This is a genomic window from Arthrobacter sp. B10-11 (genome assembly GCF_033142195.1).
Taxonomy (GTDB): domain Bacteria; phylum Actinomycetota; class Actinomycetes; order Actinomycetales; family Micrococcaceae; genus Arthrobacter; species Arthrobacter oryzae_C.
The window spans coordinates 25,704-44,199 of sequence record NZ_JAWMTH010000001.1 but is presented as its reverse complement, the minus strand read 5'-3'; the positions used below and the strand labels follow the sequence as shown (position 1 = coordinate 44,199).

The 18,496-nt window shown below is 64.7% G+C and carries 21 protein-coding genes and 2 pseudogenes; 9 read left to right on the top strand and 14 right to left on the bottom strand.

Annotated features, from left to right (window positions below; all coding sequences use genetic code 11):
• The 7 genes from RW112_RS00240 to RW112_RS00210 form a co-directional block, all read right to left on the bottom strand.
• Entirely contained in the window at positions 1 to 1,692 is a 1,692-nt protein-coding gene (locus tag RW112_RS00240; protein WP_317779923.1) for a SulP family inorganic anion transporter, read from the bottom strand.
• Positions 1,693 to 1,723: 31 nt separating this feature from the next.
• Positions 1,724 to 2,422: an endonuclease/exonuclease/phosphatase family protein gene (locus RW112_RS00235; protein WP_305943640.1), complete on the bottom strand. Its 699-nt coding sequence runs from the start codon at positions 2,420 to 2,422 to the stop codon at positions 1,724 to 1,726.
• 187 nt (positions 2,423 to 2,609) lie between these two features.
• Positions 2,610 to 4,196, bottom strand: coding sequence for a carbohydrate-binding domain-containing protein (locus RW112_RS00230; protein ID WP_317779922.1), 1,587 nt, complete (start codon positions 4,194 to 4,196; stop codon positions 2,610 to 2,612).
• 48 nt (positions 4,197 to 4,244) lie between these two features.
• The gene (locus RW112_RS00225; protein ID WP_317779921.1) at positions 4,245 to 5,033 is read right to left on the bottom strand and encodes a polyphosphate polymerase domain-containing protein; all 789 of its coding nucleotides are present in this window, start codon (positions 5,031 to 5,033) and stop codon (positions 4,245 to 4,247) included.
• Positions 5,030 to 5,680, bottom strand: a complete 651-nt coding sequence (locus RW112_RS00220; RefSeq protein WP_317780793.1) for a DUF4956 domain-containing protein — start codon at positions 5,678 to 5,680, stop codon at positions 5,030 to 5,032. The genes RW112_RS00225 and RW112_RS00220 overlap by 4 nt, the downstream gene beginning before the upstream one ends.
• Positions 5,681 to 5,755: 75 nt before the next feature.
• Positions 5,756 to 6,862, bottom strand: a complete 1,107-nt coding sequence (locus RW112_RS00215; protein WP_317779920.1) for a bifunctional glycosyltransferase family 2/GtrA family protein — start codon at positions 6,860 to 6,862, stop codon at positions 5,756 to 5,758.
• Positions 6,863 to 6,871: 9 nt separating this feature from the next.
• Positions 6,872 to 7,849: a phosphodiester glycosidase family protein gene (locus RW112_RS00210; RefSeq protein WP_317779919.1), complete on the bottom strand. Its 978-nt coding sequence runs from the start codon at positions 7,847 to 7,849 to the stop codon at positions 6,872 to 6,874.
• 129 nt (positions 7,850 to 7,978) lie between these two features.
• On the opposite strand from RW112_RS00210, the gene RW112_RS00205 reads away from it, so the two are divergent.
• Positions 7,979 to 8,782 carry a thioesterase family protein gene (locus RW112_RS00205; protein ID WP_317779918.1) on the top strand — a complete coding sequence of 268 codons (804 nt, stop codon included), beginning with the start codon at positions 7,979 to 7,981 and terminating at the stop codon, positions 8,780 to 8,782.
• A gap of 29 nt (positions 8,783 to 8,811) precedes the next feature.
• On the opposite strand, the gene RW112_RS00200 is transcribed toward RW112_RS00205, so the two are convergent.
• Entirely contained in the window at positions 8,812 to 9,201 is a 390-nt protein-coding gene (locus RW112_RS00200) for a DUF2177 family protein (protein ID WP_317779917.1), read from the bottom strand.
• Here RW112_RS00200 and RW112_RS00195 point away from each other — a divergent pair.
• The gene (locus RW112_RS00195) at positions 9,194 to 9,967 is read left to right on the top strand and encodes a lipoyl protein ligase domain-containing protein (protein ID WP_317779916.1); all 774 of its coding nucleotides are present in this window, start codon (positions 9,194 to 9,196) and stop codon (positions 9,965 to 9,967) included. The genes RW112_RS00200 and RW112_RS00195 overlap by 8 nt on opposite strands.
• Positions 9,968 to 10,051: 84 nt before the next feature.
• Here RW112_RS00195 and RW112_RS00190 read toward each other — a convergent pair whose 3' ends face one another.
• The gene (locus tag RW112_RS00190) at positions 10,052 to 10,309 is read right to left on the bottom strand and encodes a mycoredoxin (protein ID WP_011692168.1); all 258 of its coding nucleotides are present in this window, start codon (positions 10,307 to 10,309) and stop codon (positions 10,052 to 10,054) included.
• A gap of 159 nt (positions 10,310 to 10,468) precedes the next feature.
• On the opposite strand from RW112_RS00190, the gene RW112_RS00185 reads away from it, so the two are divergent.
• Complete coding sequence (locus RW112_RS00185; protein WP_317779915.1) at positions 10,469 to 11,215, top strand: SOS response-associated peptidase; 747 nt, start codon at positions 10,469 to 10,471, stop codon at positions 11,213 to 11,215.
• Positions 11,216 to 11,222: 7 nt separating this feature from the next.
• Here the strand turns inward: RW112_RS00185 and RW112_RS00180 are convergent, their stop codons facing one another.
• Positions 11,223 to 11,645, bottom strand: coding sequence for a VOC family protein (locus RW112_RS00180; RefSeq protein WP_317779914.1), 423 nt, complete (start codon positions 11,643 to 11,645; stop codon positions 11,223 to 11,225).
• Between the two features lie 14 nt (positions 11,646 to 11,659).
• Here RW112_RS00180 and RW112_RS00175 point away from each other — a divergent pair, with 14 nt between their 5' ends.
• Positions 11,660 to 11,986: a chorismate mutase gene (locus tag RW112_RS00175; RefSeq protein ID WP_305941238.1), complete on the top strand. Its 327-nt coding sequence runs from the start codon at positions 11,660 to 11,662 to the stop codon at positions 11,984 to 11,986.
• A gap of 16 nt (positions 11,987 to 12,002) precedes the next feature.
• On the opposite strand, the gene RW112_RS00170 is transcribed toward RW112_RS00175, so the two are convergent.
• A complete protein-coding gene (locus RW112_RS00170) occupies positions 12,003 to 12,389 on the bottom strand; it encodes a hypothetical protein (RefSeq protein WP_317779913.1) in 387 nt (128 codons plus the stop codon).
• A gap of 172 nt (positions 12,390 to 12,561) precedes the next feature.
• Here RW112_RS00170 and RW112_RS00165 point away from each other — a divergent pair.
• A pseudogene (locus RW112_RS00165) lies at positions 12,562 to 12,744 on the top strand (helix-turn-helix domain-containing protein); the annotation flags it as partial.
• Positions 12,745 to 13,188: 444 nt separating this feature from the next.
• On the opposite strand, the gene RW112_RS00160 reads toward RW112_RS00165, so the two are convergent.
• Positions 13,189 to 13,806, bottom strand: coding sequence for a TetR/AcrR family transcriptional regulator (locus RW112_RS00160; protein ID WP_317779912.1), 618 nt, complete (start codon positions 13,804 to 13,806; stop codon positions 13,189 to 13,191).
• 147 nt (positions 13,807 to 13,953) lie between these two features.
• Here RW112_RS00160 and RW112_RS00155 point away from each other — a divergent pair, with 147 nt between their 5' ends.
• The 4 genes and pseudogenes from RW112_RS00155 to RW112_RS00140 all read left to right on the top strand — a co-directional run bounded on the left by RW112_RS00155 (position 13,954) and on the right by RW112_RS00140 (position 16,032).
• Positions 13,954 to 14,925 (top strand): aldo/keto reductase, encoded by a 972-nt coding sequence (locus tag RW112_RS00155; RefSeq protein ID WP_317779911.1) that lies wholly within the window; start codon positions 13,954 to 13,956, stop codon positions 14,923 to 14,925.
• A gap of 20 nt (positions 14,926 to 14,945) precedes the next feature.
• Positions 14,946 to 15,182, top strand: a complete 237-nt coding sequence (locus RW112_RS00150) for a hypothetical protein (RefSeq protein ID WP_317779910.1) — start codon at positions 14,946 to 14,948, stop codon at positions 15,180 to 15,182.
• Positions 15,183 to 15,260: 78 nt separating this feature from the next.
• Positions 15,261 to 15,506: pseudogene (locus RW112_RS00145) on the top strand (aldo/keto reductase); the annotation flags it as partial.
• A gap of 139 nt (positions 15,507 to 15,645) precedes the next feature.
• A complete protein-coding gene (locus tag RW112_RS00140) occupies positions 15,646 to 16,032 on the top strand; it encodes a nuclear transport factor 2 family protein (RefSeq protein ID WP_317779909.1) in 387 nt (128 codons plus the stop codon).
• Between the two features lie 397 nt (positions 16,033 to 16,429).
• On the opposite strand, the gene RW112_RS00135 is transcribed toward RW112_RS00140, so the two are convergent.
• Together RW112_RS00135 and RW112_RS00130 are read right to left on the bottom strand one after the other, a co-directional pair.
• Complete coding sequence (locus tag RW112_RS00135; protein ID WP_317779908.1) at positions 16,430 to 17,464, bottom strand: AAA family ATPase; 1,035 nt, start codon at positions 17,462 to 17,464, stop codon at positions 16,430 to 16,432.
• A 614-nt stretch (positions 17,465 to 18,078) separates the two neighbouring features.
• Entirely contained in the window at positions 18,079 to 18,417 is a 339-nt protein-coding gene (locus tag RW112_RS00130) for a DUF1801 domain-containing protein (protein WP_317779907.1), read from the bottom strand.
• Between the last annotated feature and the right edge of the window lie 79 nt (positions 18,418 to 18,496).

The window sequence follows — 18,496 nt, the reverse complement described above, 5'->3', positions numbered from 1 at the left end:
CTAGATCCCGAACGTCCGCTTGTAGCTCCGCACCGCGTTGTTGACCGTGGGAAAGAAGTGGTCCGGGCCGAACCTGCTGCTGACCCCGAACTTGAGCAGGCGGTCCTTGACGGGCCCCTTGAGCTCGGCAAAAACCAGGCTGATGCCCTGGCCGGCCAGTTCGTCGTCGAGCTCCACGAGGTCGTCCAACGCCGTGGTGTCCAGGTCCGTGATGGCTTCGGCAGCCACGATCACACACTTCACCGCGCCCGGGGCGTTCGCCACCAGGCCGCGGATATGCTCCGCGAACACCTCGCCGTTGGCAAAGAAGAGCGGGGCGTCGAAGCGGGCGATCACCAGCCCCGGGACGCGTTGGCCTTCCGGGTGGCGGCTGAGGTCGTGGTAGCCCGGGACGTCTTCCAGGCTTGCCAGTTCGGTGCGGTAGGGGTCCCATGCCCGCCGGACGAATGCTATGAGCGAGAGCGCGATGGCGATGATGATTCCCTGCAGTACGCCCACAAACGCTACGCCGAGGAAGGTGGTGAGCAGGAGCGCCGTTTCCATCTTGCTCATCCGGACCAGCCGGAGCAGGGTCTTGACGTCGACCAGAGACGCGGCAGCCACAATGACGACGGCGGCCAGTGTGGTGGTGGGGAGGAACGCCGTCACCTCGGGGACGGCCACCATGAAGACCACCACCAGGGCGGCGGCCACGATGCCGCTGAACGGGGTCCGTGCTCCTGCGTCAAGCGCTATCGGCGTCCGGGATGAACTGCCGCACACAGGGAAGCCGCCGAGCATTCCGGTGGCCACGTTGGCAATGCCCAGTGCCCCCATTTCCTGGTTGCCGCTCGTGTGTACGCCGCGGCGTCCCGCGAGGCTCTTGGAGAGGGTGGAAGTGTCCGCGAAGGCGATCAGGGCAATGCCGGCCGCCGGACCAATGAGCCCTGCGATGTCGCCGAAGGTGAGGCCCCCCAGCGCCGGGGCCGGAAGGCCTGCGGGGAGGGCTCCCACCATGGGCATGGCGTCTTTGAGGCCCAGGGCCGCGGCCGCCGCGATGGACGCCGCCACGGCCAGCAGCACGCCGGGGACCTTCCACGGGAGGTAGCGGCCGGCCACAATGATCGCCAATGTGGCCACCCCGAACAGCAGCGCCACGGGATTGGCGGTTCCGCGCAGTATCGCGTCGGCAGTTTCCGTGGCTCTGGCCGTGAGGGAGTCGCCCGTCACCGAGATCCCGAGCAGCCTGGGCAGCTGGCTGACCATGACGGCGAGCGCAATGCCGTTGAGGTAGCCCACCCGGATCGGCTTGGACAGCAGGCCCGTGACAAAGCCGAGCCTGAAGATCCGTCCGGCGATGAGAAAGACCCCGATCAGGATGGCCAGGACTCCGGCGAGCGCCACGGCGTGGGCAGGATCCCGTCCTGCCAGGGGGAGTACGGCGGCCGCGATCATGGGCGCCAGTGATGAATCCGGGCCCACAATGAGGACCCTGGGAGGGCCGAAGACGGCGTAAAACAGCATCGGGATCACTGTGGCGTACAGGCCGGTGACCGCCGGCAGCCCGGCGGCTTCGGCGTAGGCCATCCCGGCGGGAATCAGGGCCGCACTAAGGGCTGCTCCGGCCGCGAGATCGGACTTGAGCCAGGAGCGCTGGTAGGTCCGGGCCAGCTGGATGCCTGGAACGGCTTTCTGGATCCAATCCCTGCGCATTGGGCCTCCCGGGCTGGTGGTCGGCGTGGGGTTACGGCGTTCCCTGAATGGGACCGTAATCCTCGCCGTATTCGGCGGAAACCAGAATGGGGAGGTGGTCCGAGGCGCCGCGTGGCAGGGTTTCCACGCTCTCGATGTCCAATCCGAGGGACGTGGCAAAATCGAAATGCCCCTTGAACATTTTGTACCTCGTATAGGTCCGCCGGTCGCTGAGGGAGAGTTCGTACCCCGAATTCTTCATGTGTTCAGTGAGGTTCTTGGTGAAGAACGGGTAGTTGAAGTCACCCACCATAAGCGTCATGAGTCCGCTGCCCATCCCGAGGAGCTCTGCATGGGCGGCCTTGATCTGTTTGCGGCGCAGCGAATTGGAGGCCGTCAGGGGCGCCGCATGAAATGAGGCGATCACCAGCTCGTGGTCTGTTTCGTTGTCCACCACCCGCGTGCCGATCAGTCGCTCGTGGGCCGGGGCCAGCACCCTGTCGTGCAATGACTTTTTCAACGCGAAGGTGTTGGTTTCGAAAGCCGTGAAGCGGTCCATCCGGTAGTAGATGGCAAGCCCCAGCCTGTTGCCTTTGGTCGAATCGGCCAGGTGCAAGGGCCCGAGTGTGTCTGGTAGATCGGAGGTGTCGCACTCCTGCAGGCACAAGGCATCTATCCCGAAGTCGTTGGCCAGATCGAGCAGTTCGCCGCTTGCCGCGTGCTTGCGAAGGTTGTAGCTGATGACTCGTATCAGGGGAATACCTCTTCCGAGCGTAGTAAGGAGAACCAGTTCCTGAGTCTACTCAGTCAAAGTTACTCAGCACATAAGACGGCACAGAAAGACGGCACAGAAAGACGGCACGGAAAGGCGGAGCAGCCGTGTGGCCGCCCCGCCTCCCGTTGCCCGGGCGATCCGGCAGTGCCTGCCGAGGGCCGGATCAGCGGCCGCCGGGACCGCGTGCCGCCGTGTACTCGCCGGCCGTGACTGTGCCCTGCTGCTGGGCGCCGTCGAGCGTTCCCTCGCCGATGCCGGCGGTGACCTGGGCGGTGCCGCCGGTGTACACGGTGTATTCCTCGCCGGCGGTGATGGCTGCCGAGGAGAACACCAGCGACGCCGCCTGCTTGGCCGTCACGAACGTGGCCACCACGGCACCGCTGGAATCCGCCAGCTGGATGGTGGTGCCGGCGGGCAGGGCTGAGCCGAACGTCAGTTGGACCCCGGACTGGGATGAGGACGTGCCGGGCGTCACCGCCATGCCGGCGCTGCCCGCTGCTGCCACGGTTCCCCCGTTGACCACGAGTTCGCCGTTGACGTCCAGGGCGCCGTTGCCGTCATTGGTGGGGCCGTTGACCACCACCGTTCCGCCGGTGATCGTGGCATCGCCGTTGGAGTCCAGCCCGTCACCTTGCGAATTGATGGTGAGCGAGCCGCCGCTGATTTCCACCGTGTAGTCGCCCGCTGCCATCTCGCCGCCGCCCATACCGCCGCCCATGCCTCCGCCCTGGGAGCTGGTTCCGGTACTGCCCCCGGAGGCGTTGACGCCGTCGTCGTTGGATGTGACGCTGGCGGTCCCTCCGGAGATCACGATGTGCTGGGCTTCCAGGCCTTCCTCGGACTCTTCCACCGTGGCTGTGCCGGCGGCAATGGTGAGCGTGTTGAAGGCCTTGATGCCGTCGTCGCCGGCGCTGACGTTGAGGGTGCCGCCGTTGATGAGCACCCAGCCGCGGCCCTCGTCCTCCTCGTTGTCGGACTTGAAGCCGTCGTCGCCGGCAGTCACCTGGTAGGCGCCGTCGAGCAGGACGGCGTAGTCCTTGCCCACGATGCCGTCGTCCGTGGCGTCCACGGTGACATTGCCGGCGGCCAGCACCAGCCCGTCCTTGGAGGAGATGCCGTCGTTGAAGTTGCCGTCCACTGCCAGCGAGCCGGAGCCGGCGATGGTGAGGTCGGCCTGGGAGTACAAGGCCGCGTTCGGAGCGTCCTCGGCGGTGTCCGGGTAGGTGGACGCGTCGCTCAGGGAGTTGGAGGTGCCGTCCGCCAGGAAGACGATTGCTTCGTTGGCGCTCTGCACCACGAACGGGGATCCGGTGGAACTGGTCACGTCGGCCCCGTCAAGGATGATGCGGACCACGTCCTCCTCGCCGGCGGCAACCACCACCTGCCCGTCCGAGAGGGATCCGCTCAGGCGGTAGGTTCCGGCGGCGCTGATGGTGACGGTGTCGCCGTCGACCTTTACCGCGTCCGACGACGTTCCGGTGGCAACGCTGCTGGCACCGTCCGCCAGGGTCACGGCTACTTCGGACGCGGTATCCCAGGTGAGGTCGTCAGCGTCGTAGTGGGTGTCCGCGGCGAGGGTGTCCAGCGAGACGGCCTCTGCCGTCCCGGCAGCCGCCGACGTTCCAGAGTTTGAGTTGGTGGCGCCGGTGATGGACGTGCCGGTGGACGCCGTTCCGGCGGCGGAGCAGCCGGCCAGTCCCACGGCGAGGGCCAGGGCGGTGACGGAAAGGTAGGTGCGGAAGCGGTTCATGGTGTGTTCCTTCGGTGAAGTATTCGCAGGATGCGGAGGGGGAGAGGTTCAGGCGGCCGGCCGGAGCGCCAGCGTCCGGCGCAGTGTCCGGTTCCAGCGGTTGGCCGGCAGTTCGGGACAGAGGGCAGCCATCCCGGTGGCGAACTTGGAGATCCTGGAGGGCCGGACGCCGTGGGCCCAGAGATGCCGGTCCAGGGGTCCGGCCGCCGATCCGGATTTGGTCTCCAGGATCACGGCGCCGTCCAGGACCCAGGCCTGCTCGCCGGGACGCTGCCAGGTGACGTCCGTGTCGATAGTGGCGCGGCTGCCGGATGCGGGCAGGTACAGCGTGGTGCGGTGGTATCGCGTTTCCAATACGGGGCCGAGGGGACCGCCCGGTACTCCGCCCACCGCCGCGGTGAGGGTTTCGTGCACGTAGTCCAGGCCATCCGCCGTCAGCCGGGCGCGGTCCGAGAGTTCGTAGGGGATGCGCTCCTTGACGGTGGCCTCACGGGCGCCTTCTGTCTTGACTTCCAGGAAGCTGATGGCGCTGTCCACGTAGGTCCTGGTGCGGACCTTGTAGCGGCGCCGGCGGCCGTGGGCGGCGAGCAGATAGCTGTCCAGCCCGGCGGTGTCGAAGTACACGGAGTCGTACGCGAAGCAGCGGCAGCCGTCCATTTCCAGGACCCGCACATCGGCATCGAAGGTGGACAGAAGTTCCTGCGCCAGCGCCTCGGGGACCACGTACTTGCGGTCCACCCGGGTCTGGAGCGCGGCTTCGGCGTTCAGTTCTTCCAGTCCGACCGGCGGCAGCAGCCGCAGGGGGCCCAGGACGCCGGCCTGTCCCGGGGCGCTCATGCCGCACCGGCCGAGGCGTGGACGGGGTGGGAAGCCGGAGCGGTTGCCGGAGCGGATGCAGGGATGGGAAATGCGGCCAGGTAGCTTGCTGCGGGGAACGAAGCCGGAACATAGGCGTAGCGCACATCGACGATTGTTTTGTCGTTGACGAGGTCCAGCTCCTGCACGGTGGCGGAATGGACCTTGCCGTGCACCACTTCTTCGAGGCGGGCGTAGAGTTCCTCGTCGACGGCGATGGCGCGGTCCAGGATCACCGTCTGGTGGCGGTAGGCCGGCAGGACCAGTGCGTGGTCGCCCACGAACATCACCAGCAGGATCATGGCCATCAGCGCCAGCGGCAGCCACACGGGGTCGATTCCGAGGCCTGCGATCAGGCCGAGGGCCAGGGCTGAGAAGTAGTAGGCCACCTCGTGCTGAGCCAGTTCGGTGGAACGCAGCCGGATGATGGACAGGACTCCGAAGAGTCCGAGGCCGAGGCCGACGCCGGCCGCCGATCCGGAGAGCGCGGCGGCCACGGCCATGACGCCGACGTTCATGCCGAGGTAGGACACCACCAGGTCGCGGCGCCGGTGCCGGCGGAGGTACAGGGCGAACGTCAGGATGCTGATGGCGGCCAGGTCGGCCGCGATAAGGATGAGCGGTGTCATGGGATTCTCCGGAATCTGATTGGTGGACTGGTTTTCACGATCCACGGCCAAACTGTGCAGGTGCTGTGACGGAACCTAGGCGCGAATATGAGTGTTGGCCGGGCGTTCATCTGGTGTTTCCCCGGCGGCGTCGGCAAGCTTTTCCCGGTCCGTGCTCCGGGTGAAGAGATAGCGCTGCTGCACCACGTAGCTGACGGCCAGCAGGGCGATTTCCGCCATGATCTTGGCGGGCAGCGCAGGCAGGGACACCGCTTCCAGGGCGGCGATGAGCCCGAAGTTGGCCGCGAGCAGGACAATCACCAGGCTGAAGTAGCGGAGGCCTGTCCGCGCCACGGGCTTTTCCCGGCCGTGCCGGAACACCACCCGCCGGTTGACGGCGAAGTTCACCGCCGAACTCACGGCCCGTGCGCCAACCACCGCAAGCAGCAGCGAGTCGGAGACGGCGGTGAGGATCAGGAACAAAACTGTGTCCACGAGGAACGCGGTGAAGGAGGACGACAGGAATTTCAGCAACGGGGCATAGATGCGGGCGGAATCCGCCAGCGGACGGAAATGCGAACCCGAGTTGTGGTCCAGGTATACCGTGGCGATGTCCACGCTGTTGATGGCAAAGCCCGCCTGCCTGGCCTCCAGCAGCAGATTCAGCTCGTACTCGTAGCGCTCGCCGTGGACAGTCCGCAGCCAGGGGAGAATGGAGGCGGGGTAGCCGCGAAGGCCGGTCTGCGTGTCCGAAATCCTCTGCCCGGTAGCCAGGGTGAACAGGACCCTGGTGGCGTTGTTGCCGAACCTGCTGCGGGCGGGGACGTTGCCGGTGAAGCTCCGCGTGCCGAGGACCATGGCTGCCGGACCGGCGTGTCCTATGCTTTGCACGGCTGCCGCTACGCGGAGGATGTCCACTATGGTGTGCTGCCCGTCGCTGTCGGCGCAGACCACGTTCCTGCCGGGAAAGTGATCGGCAATGAAGCCGAAGCCGGTCTTGAGCGCAAAGCCTTTGCCGCGGTTTTGGGCGTAACCGATGACGTGGCACCCGAGTGCCTTGACGCCGTCGAACACCTCCCGGTATGCGGGGCCGCTGCCGTCGTCAACCACCACGACGGTGGCCCACGGCTCGGCTTCCCGAATGGAGCGGATCAGGGCGGGAAGGTGCTGGTCCGGCTCGTACGCCGGGATCAGGATGATCATGGCCCGTCCCTACTGAGCGATGTAGAGGATGTCGGAGGTGCCGCGTTCCTTGTTCTCGCCCAAGGGGTTGTTGACCAGTTCCCCGTTGAAGTACATCGTGGAGGACCCGCCGCCGTCGATGTTGTACGCGGTGGTGGCGCCGAGGTCCTTCATGATCTGCGCCAGCCCGGTCATGGTCACGCCGGAGCTGTAGCCGGGGCTGCGGCCGTCCACCACCACGAACACCAGGTGGTTGTCGTCGATGATGCCAACGGCGGTGCGGGGCTGCTCGCCCTGGATGGAATGGTTGCCGAAGTTGGTGTCCACCTCCACCTCCTCGATGCCCTCGGCGATCTCGCCGTTGTCCAGCAGCGAAGGGCCGAAGGAGAGGGTGTTCCAGACGCCGTCGGCCAGGAGCTGGTCGGCGGTGGTGGCGGTTTCGTCGTAGACCTTGACAGTGCCGTCGCGGTAAAAGGCCAGTCCCTGCCGGGCACCTTCGTCACGGAACACCACGCCGTTGCGGATCACGATGCCGGTGTCGCGGAAGCCATAGTAGTCGCCGTTGATGGCGAAAATGGCGTTGTTTGCCCCGGCGATGGCGGAGGTCGTTTCGGTGATGTTTTCGCCGAAACTGTCGTTGGCGAAGGCGGACTGGAGCGTAGTGGCATCATCCAGTACGACGTCGGCAACGTAGTACGTGACGGTGCTGTCGCCGCTGCCGGTGGTCACTGTGGAGATATTAATGCTCGAACTGTCGGAGGCGTAGGAAGTGTCAGTAGTGACGGCGGCGGTGGATTCGGTGGCGGTTTCCGCCGTCGTGCCTGTTGTTGTCCCGGCCTGGCTTGCCTGGTAGGCCGAGACATCCGAGATTTCCACGTGCTGGACCACAAAGCGGTCCAGCGCCCAGGCGGTGGCTCCGCCGGCTGACAGGGTAAGGGCAACAGCCCCGGCGACGACGGCACGGCGTACCCGGCCGCCCTTGCGGTGTTTGTTCTGGAGAGGAGTCATGCCCTCATTTCTAGGCGCCGGACTTATGCCGGCCATGAGGCCTTGATATGAGGAAGCTGTGAGGATAACGGCGGGCGGCAGGCGATAGGGTGTTCTGGGATTATCACCAGCCATGCGAAAGGGTCGACGTTGACTGCTGCACTTCCGGAACTTGCCGAGGGCGGGTTCTACTACGAATCACTCGGCGGCGGACGGTTCCGTTCGACCATTCATGCCCAGGGTGCCTGGAACGATCATGAGCAGCACATGGCGCCCGCCTCCGGACTCATGGCTGATTGCCTGGAGCGGCACGAACCGCGGAGTGATGTCCGGATGGCGCGCCTGAGCTACGAGATCCTGGGGCTGATTCCGGGCGGCGAATTCGAGGTGGTCACCACCACGCTGCGTCCCGGACGCACCATCGAACTGCTGCAGGCCGAACTCGTGGCCGGGGGACGGGCGGCCATCCGTGCCACCGCGTGGCGGATGATCATGTCCGACACATCCGCCGTCGCCGCAGTGGAAGACGCCCGGATTCCCGGACCGGAGGAGTGCGCACCGTACGACGGTGCCAGCGTGTGGCCCGGAGGGTACATCCGGTCCTTGGAAATGCGTGTTGCGGACGGACACCGCGCGGGCTCCGGGACGGTATGGATCCGTACCGCACACCCGTTGACGGACAAGGACGACAGCGGCGATGTCGCGCGGCTGATGGGACTGGTGGACACTGCCAACGGCATCGCCGCCCGTGTGCCCCCGGGCAGGGGCAGCTACGCCTTCCCCAACCTGGACCTGCAGATCCACATGTACCGGAAACCGGCCGGCGACTGGCTGGGCCTGGATAACGCCGTCTCCTTCGGCGCGGACGGCATCGGGCTGACGTCAACCGTCCTCCACGACGTCGCCGGGCCCTTCGGCCGCGCGGAGCAGATCCTCACCCTCCGCAGGACGTAGTTGGAGTTGAGCTGGGCGTCGGTTCCCTTTCAGTTTCTGTGGAACACCAGCCAGCCTGCCAGTGTGGCAAGGGCCGTCAAAGCTGCGCCCCACAGGATGTCCACGACGATCAGCTGCAGCGGCCACGTTTTCAGCGTCGCGGCGTTGGTGAGGTCATAGGTGGCGTAGGCGAAGGCGCCGAGGGCGGCACCGTAGCCCACTGCGCTGAGCCAGCTGCCGCCGTCGAGCGCAGGGCGCAGCGCGAAGAACACAATGCCGGCAATGTAGATCACGTAGAAAACCACCGCGTACCCTAGATTGGGCTTGTCGGCCAGCAGTTCACCAATTTGTCCGCGGTAAAAGGGGTTCATCGTCTTGAGCCAGATGGCATCGATGACAGCGAACGCCGCGGCGACGACCAGGAATTGCAGAATGACCATAAGGGAGCTTAGCAAGATGCAGCACACGGCCGGCGCACCAGCCACGCTGACCATAGTCCGGCAGGAGGAGTCGCTGGGTGCGGCACGGGATTTGGAATTCGGGATCGAGCTGCTGGGCATGGCCAAGACTGGCCGGGTGGGCCCGACGCTCCGGTTGTACCGCCCGGCCCCCACGGTCGCCTTTGGCCAGCGCGACGCGCACCTGCCCGGCTTTGAGGCCGCTGCCCAGGCCTGCCGGGAACTCGGTTTTGAACCGTTGGTCCGGAAGGCCGGCGGCCGGGCCGCCGCTTACCACGAGGGAACGCTGATAGTTGACCACGTGGAGCCGCATGCCGATGCCATTGCAGGCGCCAAGGGGCGCTTCGCCTTTTTCGGCGAAATGCTGGCGGGTGCGCTTCGAAACGCCGGCGTCCACGCCGCCGTCGGCGAAATACCGGGCGAGTACTGCCCGGGGGAGTTCAGCGTGCACGGGCTGGACCCGGCAAATCCCCAGCACAGGGTCAAACTGATCGGAACTGCACAGCGGGTGGTGTCCGGTGGCTGGCTGTTCAGCTCGGTCATCGTGGTGGAGAACTCGGCGCCGATCCGCAAAGTCCTGGAAGCCAGCTACACGGCCCTCGGGCTTGACTGGGATCCGGCCACCGCTGGAGCCGTCGACGACCTCGTGCCCGGACTGAACGTTGCCGCCATCGAAGCGGCGGTCATCAATACCTACGCCGGGTATGCGCCGCTGGACTACGCGGACTTCGCCAGCCTCAGGGCCTAGCTGTTCGGGTGCCGCGAAGTCAGGGCGGACAAGCGGAAGGCCGGGCACCTCAGGTGCCCGGCCTTCTTGCCGTCAAGGGGAGCCTTAGGCCGCGAGCCGGCTCTTTACTTCAGCTGCTGACGGGTTGGTGGCGGCGGTGCCGTCCGGGAAGAGCACGGTCGGGACTGTGCGGTTGCCTCCGTTGAGCTGCTCTACGAGGTCGGCCGTGCCTTCGACTTCTTCGATGTTGATCTCGGTGTAGCCGATGCCCTGGGCGTCCAGCTGCTTCTTCAGCCTGTTGCAGTAGCCGCACCAGGTGGTCGAAAACATGGTGATGGTGCCGGATTCGGGAGTGAAATCCACGGAGTTCTCCTCAAGCTCGTTATTGCTCATCGTTATCAAAGCAGATGTCTTTTCCCTCAACGGTAACCCGGTGGCGGGTATTCCCCGGATCCGGGAGGCCGTTGCCATGCCCGGGTGACGCCGGGTGACACCGCCTGCGGGCGGTGGCATGCTGGTGCCATGTGCGGACGCTACGTGATGGCCAGGGCAGTCGGAGACCTGCTGGCAGAGTTTGACGCGGAACTGGAAGAGGAGCTGGTGGTTCCGCCGTCGTGGAATGTTGCCCCGACCGCTGACGTGCCCATCCTGCTGGAGCGCCTGGTGGACGGCAGCCCGGTCCGGCAGCTGCACGTGGCCCGCTGGGGACTCGTGCCGTCCTGGGCCAAGGACCTTTCCATCGGCTCCAAGATGATCAATGCCCGGAGCGAGAGCGTCCTGGAGAAGCCTGCCTTCCGCAAGGCAACCAAGTCCAGGCGTTGCGCCGTCCCGGCGGACGGCTATTACGAATGGAAGGGCGAGGGGCGGAGGAAGCAGCCCTACTACGTTCACCCGAAGGATGGCCGGCCCTTGGTTTTCGCCGGTCTGTATGAGTGGTGGAAGGACCCGTCCAAGCCCGAAGGGGACCCGCACCGCTGGATGCTGTCCACGTCCATCATGACCACGGACTCGCCGCCGGAGGGTTATGCCGGGGGAGTGCTTGCTGAACTCACCGCCCTGCACGACAGGGTGCCCCTGCCCATGGACAGGCAGACCATGCAGGCGTGGCTGGACCCCCAGGCGGATGATGCCGCCGGCCTGGTGGACCTGGTCAGGGCAGGTGCGCACGACGTCGCAGAAGGCTGGACCATCGATGCTGTTGGTACCGCCGTCGGAAACGTGAAGAATGACTCGCCGGAACTTATTGAGCCGGTGGGAAGCCTGTTCTAGCAGGCTTTCAGACCGTGACCTTGCCGGCGGCGTCCACCGTCCACGTGGGATTGAAGGCGATTTCCCAGCGGAAACCGTCCGGATCCGCGAAGTACCCGGTATAGCCGCCCCATGGCTGGGTCTTCGGCGAAGACACCACGGTGGCGCCGGCGGCCTCGGCATCGGCCATGACCCGGTCGACGTCAGCTGCGCTGCCCACGTTGTGGCTCAGCGTGATGCAGGGGACGCCGGCAGGTCTGTCCACGGACGCCTCCGCCTGCATCTGGCCGGCATCCCAGAGGGAGAGGATGAGGCCGTGATTGGCCTGGATGAACACCACTTCTCCGGGGGCTTCCCGGTTCACCGGCCAGCCGAGGCCGTTGACGTAAAAGGCGCGGGAGGCGTCAACACTGCGGACGCCCAGTGAAATGAAGTCGACTCGAGGCTGCATTCTTAGATACTGTCATGCACATGCCCACAAATCACGGACACGACAAAGACGCCCAGGCCGACAGGGAGCAGCTCGCTGCTGTCCGCGTGGCCGTCGATGAAGTTGATGAGCAGATTGTCACCCTGATTGCCCGGCGCGAACGCCTGATCCGGATTTCCGGAACCCTAAAGGGTGATGACGCGGAGGTCCGGGCTCCCGGCCGGGTGGAGAAGGTCATTGAACACGTCCGTGCCGCGGCCGAGAAAAAAGACATTGACCCGGACATCGTGGAGAAGACCTACCGTGCCATGATCACGGCTTTCATCGAGCTTGAGATGAAAGTGCACAACGCCAGCAACTAGCGGCGGAAACCAGTTCTCAGAGGGATTCCTCGACGGGAACGTTGGCCTGGTATTCCCTGCCGTCGGCGTCACTGAAAGCAGTCATCAGGTGACCCTTTTCCAGGCCCATGACGGTGCTCAGGGGAAAGTTGCCGGTAATGGTGTTGCCGGAATGCGTCACGCCGCTGAGGTCGAAATTTTCTTCCGTGCCGTCGTGGCTGAAGCAATAGAAGGACACGGCTTCGCCGTTCATGAACTCGATCCCCATTCTTCGTTGATGGGAATGATCCGGTGTGGCGGCGACGAGGCCCACCACGTAGGCGCCCGACCCGGGAATGTTGCCGTCTATATCAAAAGTCGCCACCAAGGTGGAGTCCTTGGCGGCGATGGCTACGTGCTTCAGGAATGCGTCATGGGAGCTCATGGCTCAATCCTGCTCCCTGCGCTCCCGTCCGTCCACCCCTGATTTAGGTTTTGTCCGGTCGGTCGCGGGCTGCGCGGATTCGAAGATATGTTCGAGCTGATCTGCTTTCGCTGCGTTCGTTTAGGCCCGGGATCCCCGAGGCGGCAGGGTCACGCTTGCGCCCTTAGCGGAGATGGAGCGAACCTGCGCGGCCGAACGGGCCTCCCATGCCCGCGCCCTGGCGACGGCGACCGGCCGGAGCACAGGCCGGCCTTCAGTTGTGGATCCTGACAAGCTCGAACACGCTGTCAAGCTGCGAGATAAAGGTGCTCCAATGCGCGAGATAGTCAGCAAGACCGGCCTGACGCGAACCACCTTGTACAGGCGCCATCGACGTGGACATCGAGGGCGGGCTGGCTCAGCTCGGGCCGACCGGATACGTTCATGGAAGGCGCGCTACTGCGTCACTACCCCCGTCAGGCCCTCACTGCCAGCCCAGTCAGGCGCGTATATTGTCGACGTTCACGTAGTAGACCCGCAGTCGCTGATCTGCCGGACTGTTGAAGGTGTACTGCTCATCGACACGGAGGAGCTCCTCCGCTGTGGCGGGATCAACCACCTCCGGCTCCTGAGACCAGTGTCCGCGCCAAATTTGGATCCGCCCCTCTCGTAGGAGCCCGATCAACGCAGTGCTGATGTCCTCCACTGCAGCGCCTTCACTGCTGATCTGCTCTTCTGTTAATGTCTCCGGCAACGGGATCAAACTACCGGAACAAGGAACATCTCGGATGGGGACATCTTCGCAGTCCTGTGCTGGGTGTCAGCGGCCTTGCCAGGCGATGATGGCTCGCTCTATGTAGCTTGAGACCGCTGCGCGTAAGTCGGTTTCGGGATCGAGGAGCCACTGCAGGCCGATTCCATCGAGGACGGCAGTGACAATCCGGACTTCAATGTCGATCTGGGGTTGGGTTAGCGGCGCGACGTCATTGGCGTCGACGGCTTGCTGCAGGTGGCCGGCAAGAGTGACCAGGTTGCGCGTGTAGCGGCGTTGGATGAAGCCATGCGCCGGGTGGGTGGGGCTGGAAGCTTCGGCTGCCATGGTGGTGAACAGCTCAAGCAGACCACGTTGGTCTTGGTGGGAGGCCATGACTTCGGGTAGCCGTCGAAAGTACTCCAAGCCGCTGACGTGGGCGAGGCTGTTCTCAACGGTCCGGCGGTCCCATTCCTCCAGTACGGCCGTGAGGAGGCCTTCCTTGCTCCCGAAGTGCTGGATCAGTGTGGCGTGGTTGACGCCGGCCTGCTCGGCGATCGTCCGAAGAGACCCGCCTGCATAGCCGTGTTCACCGAAGACGTCCATGGCGATGCCGATGAGTTGCTCGCGTCGCCGGATCCCGGTGCGGTAGGGGCCGCGTTTTTTGGACTGGGCGCTGTCTGGCATGGGTTTACTCTCTCATGATCATTGCTGAAACATAACCGTTCGGTTAGTGTTTAAGGCCAATGCGCCTCTGCTACCGCTGGTTGATTCGTCCAACGGCAGTTCCTTTTCAACCCCAGCGCTTGAAACTTGCAGAAAGGAATTACACGGATGAAGTACTCGATCCTTGGTCCAACTGGAGTGCGTGTTTCCCGCATCTGTCTTGGATCGGCGACTTTCGGGGTGGCGCCGAACTCTGAGGAAGCCGATGGTTTCTTGGGTGCAGCACTCGATCTGGGCATCAATTTTTTCGATACTGCGGATGTCTACGGTTCGACATCTACTTTTGACCGGCCTGGTGCTCCTCCGGCTTCGGAGCGTGAGTCCGCTGAGGAGATCCTTGGCCGTGCTCTCGCCGGTCGTCGGGATGAGGTTGTGCTGGCCAGCAAGTCGGGGGAGCGCCGGTTTGACGTGGATGCAGGCTTGTCGCGCCGGTACATCATTCAGCAGGTCGAGCAGAGCCTTCGTCGCCTGCGCACTGATCGCATCGACCTCTATTACGCGCACTTCCCCGACCCGAACACCCCATTGGAGCAGACCCTTGCGGTCTACGACGACCTGATTCGGCAGGGCAAGCTCCGGTACGTCGCTTTGTCCAATCACCCCGCCTGGCAAATGACCGAAGCGCTTTGGATCGCCCATGACCGCCGTTTGGTCGCCGCCCCCGTGGCCGCCCAGGTGATGTATAACCTGCTGGACCGGAGTGCGGAGAAGGAACTGGCTCCCGCGTGCTTGCGGTTTGGGGTGTCCATCATCCCGTATGCCCCCCTGCACGGAGGCCTGTTGGCGGACTTGTCGGTGCTCGACCGCCCAATCGCCGGTGACCAGCGCTACGGCGGTCCCGGCTACTCGAAGACTGAGATCGACGCCGCCCGCAGCCTTGACCGCTTGGCGCGGGACTGGGGACTCGGAATGCAGCAGGTTTCGCTGGCCTGGCTGCTCTCCCGCCCGGCCGTGTCGTCGGTCATTGTCGGAGCTGAATCCGTGGACGAGCTCCGGGCCAACGCCTCGGCCGCTGATGTTGAGCTCACCCAGGAGCAGCTGGGCGCGGTCTCGATGCTGGGTGCCGAAACCAAGTCCTGACCAGGAAACGAGGAACGCTGATGAAGTACTCCATCCTTGGGCAGGCCGGTGTCAGGGTGTCGCAGATCGCGCTTGGTACCGCCGCCTTCGGTGTCGCCGACGTATACGGCAACATGCCGGTATTCGATCGACCAGGAGCGCTGCCAGCTGTCGATCGGGGACCGGCTGAGCAGATCCTTGGGCGTGCCCTCCGTGGACGTCGCGACGAGATGGTGATCGCGACCAAGTCAAACGGCTTGCCGTCTACGACGACCTGATTCGGCAGGGCAAGATCCGCTACGTTGGGCTGTCGAATCATCCCGCCTGGCGCGTCGTCCGGGCATTGTGGATCGCCGATGACCGCCGTCTGCAGGCCCCCGTCGCCGCGCACGGGTTCAGGGACGCTGAGGTCTCGCTTGTCTGGGGGGGGGGCGGGCCGGCTGAGCCGCGAATGGGGGTTGAATGTCTATCAGGTCGCACTGGCTTGGCTGCTGTCAAGACCGGCTGTTGCCTCGGTAATTATCGGCCCTGAGACTGTAACCGAGCCGCGGGAGAACGCCAGCGCTGCCGAGGTCCAGCTGGCAGCTGACCAGCTTGAAGTCCTGACGGCACTGGCAATCGAGCCTCCAGCCTTCCACCACCGTGCCGACGAGGGCCACTCAAACCGACCGCCTGGATGCGAGGGTCTGAGCCCCTCATTCGTTTGGCCGTTCATAGCGAAAACAAACAAAGGAACCAGCCATGTCCCGTGCCGACCAGAGCACCGTCGACTTCCTGACCGAGTACTTCGCCGTCATGGAAAAGAAAGATTACGAGCGTCTAGGCGACTACTACGCCGACAACATCACCCTGTTGTTCGCCAACGCCCCGATCGTCACCGGGAAGGAAGTCGTGCTGGCGCAGATGGCAGAGATCGGCAATAAGGTCCACTCCTTGTCCCACCCGCTGATCAACATCTGGCAGGAAGAGAACGGTGTTGTTGTCTTCGAGGTCGACAGTGTCTGGCGCTTCCGTGACGGCGTGGAGGCGACGATCCGGGCCTGCTCCATCTTCACCGTCGAAGGCGGAAAGTTCACCGAACAACGCATCTACGTCGACAACAGTCCCATCGACTCCTACCTCAGCTGAGCCGAACTCATCACCTTTTAGTGCCTTAGAAACCTACAGCTTTCCAAGACACTGACCCACGGCCGGATGGGCCGGCCGAGTGGCTGAGAATGTAGGGCCCACCGATGTCTCGCTATTGCGTCTCACCCTGAATTGAACTGCTCCCCGAAATTTGGACTGAAAATTCAGGTTCTAACTGACGCGGAGCAGCTTCAGGTCTAAGGGCAGTTCGTTGTCTGAGGAGCAGCGCGTAGCCGCGATGGTGCTGTTTGCGACCCTTGGGGGGTCCACGGCCGTAGCGAGCAAGCTTGGGGGTGGGCAGGAAAGCTGTCCTCCGGTTGCACTCCCCGTGGAATGGTTGTGCCTTTCCCGCTCAGGGGCGGGGCGCGCATTCGCCTGCCAGCCGCCGCAAAACCGGTCAGACCAGCCAGCGCCACCAGCGTGACTGCTCCGGTTCCGGCGTCGGTTCCGGTTCCGGCTCCTCGCCCAAGGCCAGCGCGGCCTGGACGATGTCGTCCGCGGTGAGCGTCATGACTGCCTCACGATCGAGCGCGTCGAGACTTTGTTCCTCGTCGAGCGAGAGCCGCAGCGCCTGGCGGTTGAGCGCCTGCTCGAACAGCGTGCGGGCGAATCGTGCGTTTCCGGAGTCCTCGCCCGCGTGGAGCCCGGTGAGGATTCGGCGCAGCATCTGGTCCGCACCCGGCTCCAGAGTGTACTCGTGCTGGGCCAGCATCTGGTGGAAGATCGTCTGGAGTGCGTCGACGGAGTAGTCGGGGAACGTGATCTCACGGGCGAACCGGGAGCGCAGCCCGGGGTTCGAGAGCAAGAAGGACTCCATCAGCCGCGGGTACCCGGCCACGATCACGACCAGGCGGTGGCGGTGGTCCTCCATCCGCTTGAGCAGGATCTCGATCGCCTCGGGGCCGAAGTCCATCCGGCCGTCCTCAGGGGCCAGCGCGTACGCCTCGTCGATGAACAGGACACCGTCCAGCGCCCGCCGGATCACCCGGTCCGTCTTGATGGCGGTCGCGCCGACGAACTGCCCCACCAGGCCCGAACGGTCGACCTCGACCAGGTGGCCTTTCTGCAGCAGACCGACCGCGCGGTACATCTCGGCCAGGAGCCGCGCCACGGTGGTCTTGCCCGTGCCCGGGTTTCCGAGGAACACCAGATGCTGTGATGTGGCCACCTCCGGCAGGCCGTGCGCCTTACGGCGGGCCTGGACCTGGAGCAGTGCGACGAGGGCCCTCACCTGTTCCTTCACGGTCTCCAGTCCGACCAGCGCGTCGAGCTCGGCCTGCACCTCGGACAGCGGCCGGGCCGGCCCGGGCCTCGCACCGATGAGATCGCCGACCAGGTCATCGACGCGCTCCGAATGTGGCAGCTTGAGCTGATCGGCCAGATGGCCGATGGTTTCGCGCAGGTCGTCGAGCGGATTGCGGCTGGCAGCCATACATCCACTGTAGTACCTCGATTCCCGGCCGGGGTGGGGCTGGCCTCACCCGTATCAACTCCCTTTCGCTCGTTGCTTCTACAGCTGAGGCCACGGGACGCCCAACCCAAACACAGCTCATCAAGACAGGGGAGCTTCGCCGGATCCGGGTCGGTGGAAGGGGCGTTTGGCGCATCGGGCCAGCGTCCTCGAAGACTACATCGCCGAGGCCGACCGGCGCACCGCCGAGCGCATCTCTGCCGGCGAGCCAAAACGTCGAGGGAGAATCTGAGCCCGGGATGCTCCTGCAGAGACTCTGCAGCCACATGAATTCCCAAGTCAGGGCGGCGCTTCAGCAGTTGCCACCGCTCGGCGAGAACTCCTACGGTCCGCTCAGTTCCGGACTTCTCGCGTCCGGCGTGCATGGGTCGATCATTCGGAAGTTTCAGGCCGCTATGGGCACTATCTCGCCAGAAGAGGGCATCAGGTAAGCGCAACCTTCGGCGGGAGCCGTTACGGTGCCCGGTGGCGGATCGCCAAAGCCAGGGGGAAACAGCCAGAGCTTTCCACCGACACACGCCGGCACCTGCTCGTCCTGAACAGGGCCGGCACCGACTTTGTGGCAGGGGTCCGTGTCAGGCAGCCGCTTTCTCGACGAGCGCGCGGATTTTGGCTTCCGTCGCAGCATCCAGCGAGGTGATGGTCCACGCGACCGGGTGCATGCGGGCGCCCTCTTCACGAGCGGGGTTCACAACTTCGCCAAAGCCGAACGCGATGAAGTCCTTATCCGGTTTGATGTAGCAGATGTCCTTGCCGTCCTTGACGTAGAACGGGAGGCCCCAGCGTACGATCGGCTCTAACGAGGGCGCGCTCTCCCGGATGATGCTATGCAGGCGTTCTCCAATCGCCCGGTACGGTGCGGGGGCCTCACTGAGTTTGGTGAGAACAGCCGCGTCACCCTTCTTCGTGAACATGGTCGTCAAGCCTCCTTCAGTTTCTCGTCAGGCAATTATTGTGGCCGGCGCGTGCGTCCGTAGACAACCGACGGCGTCT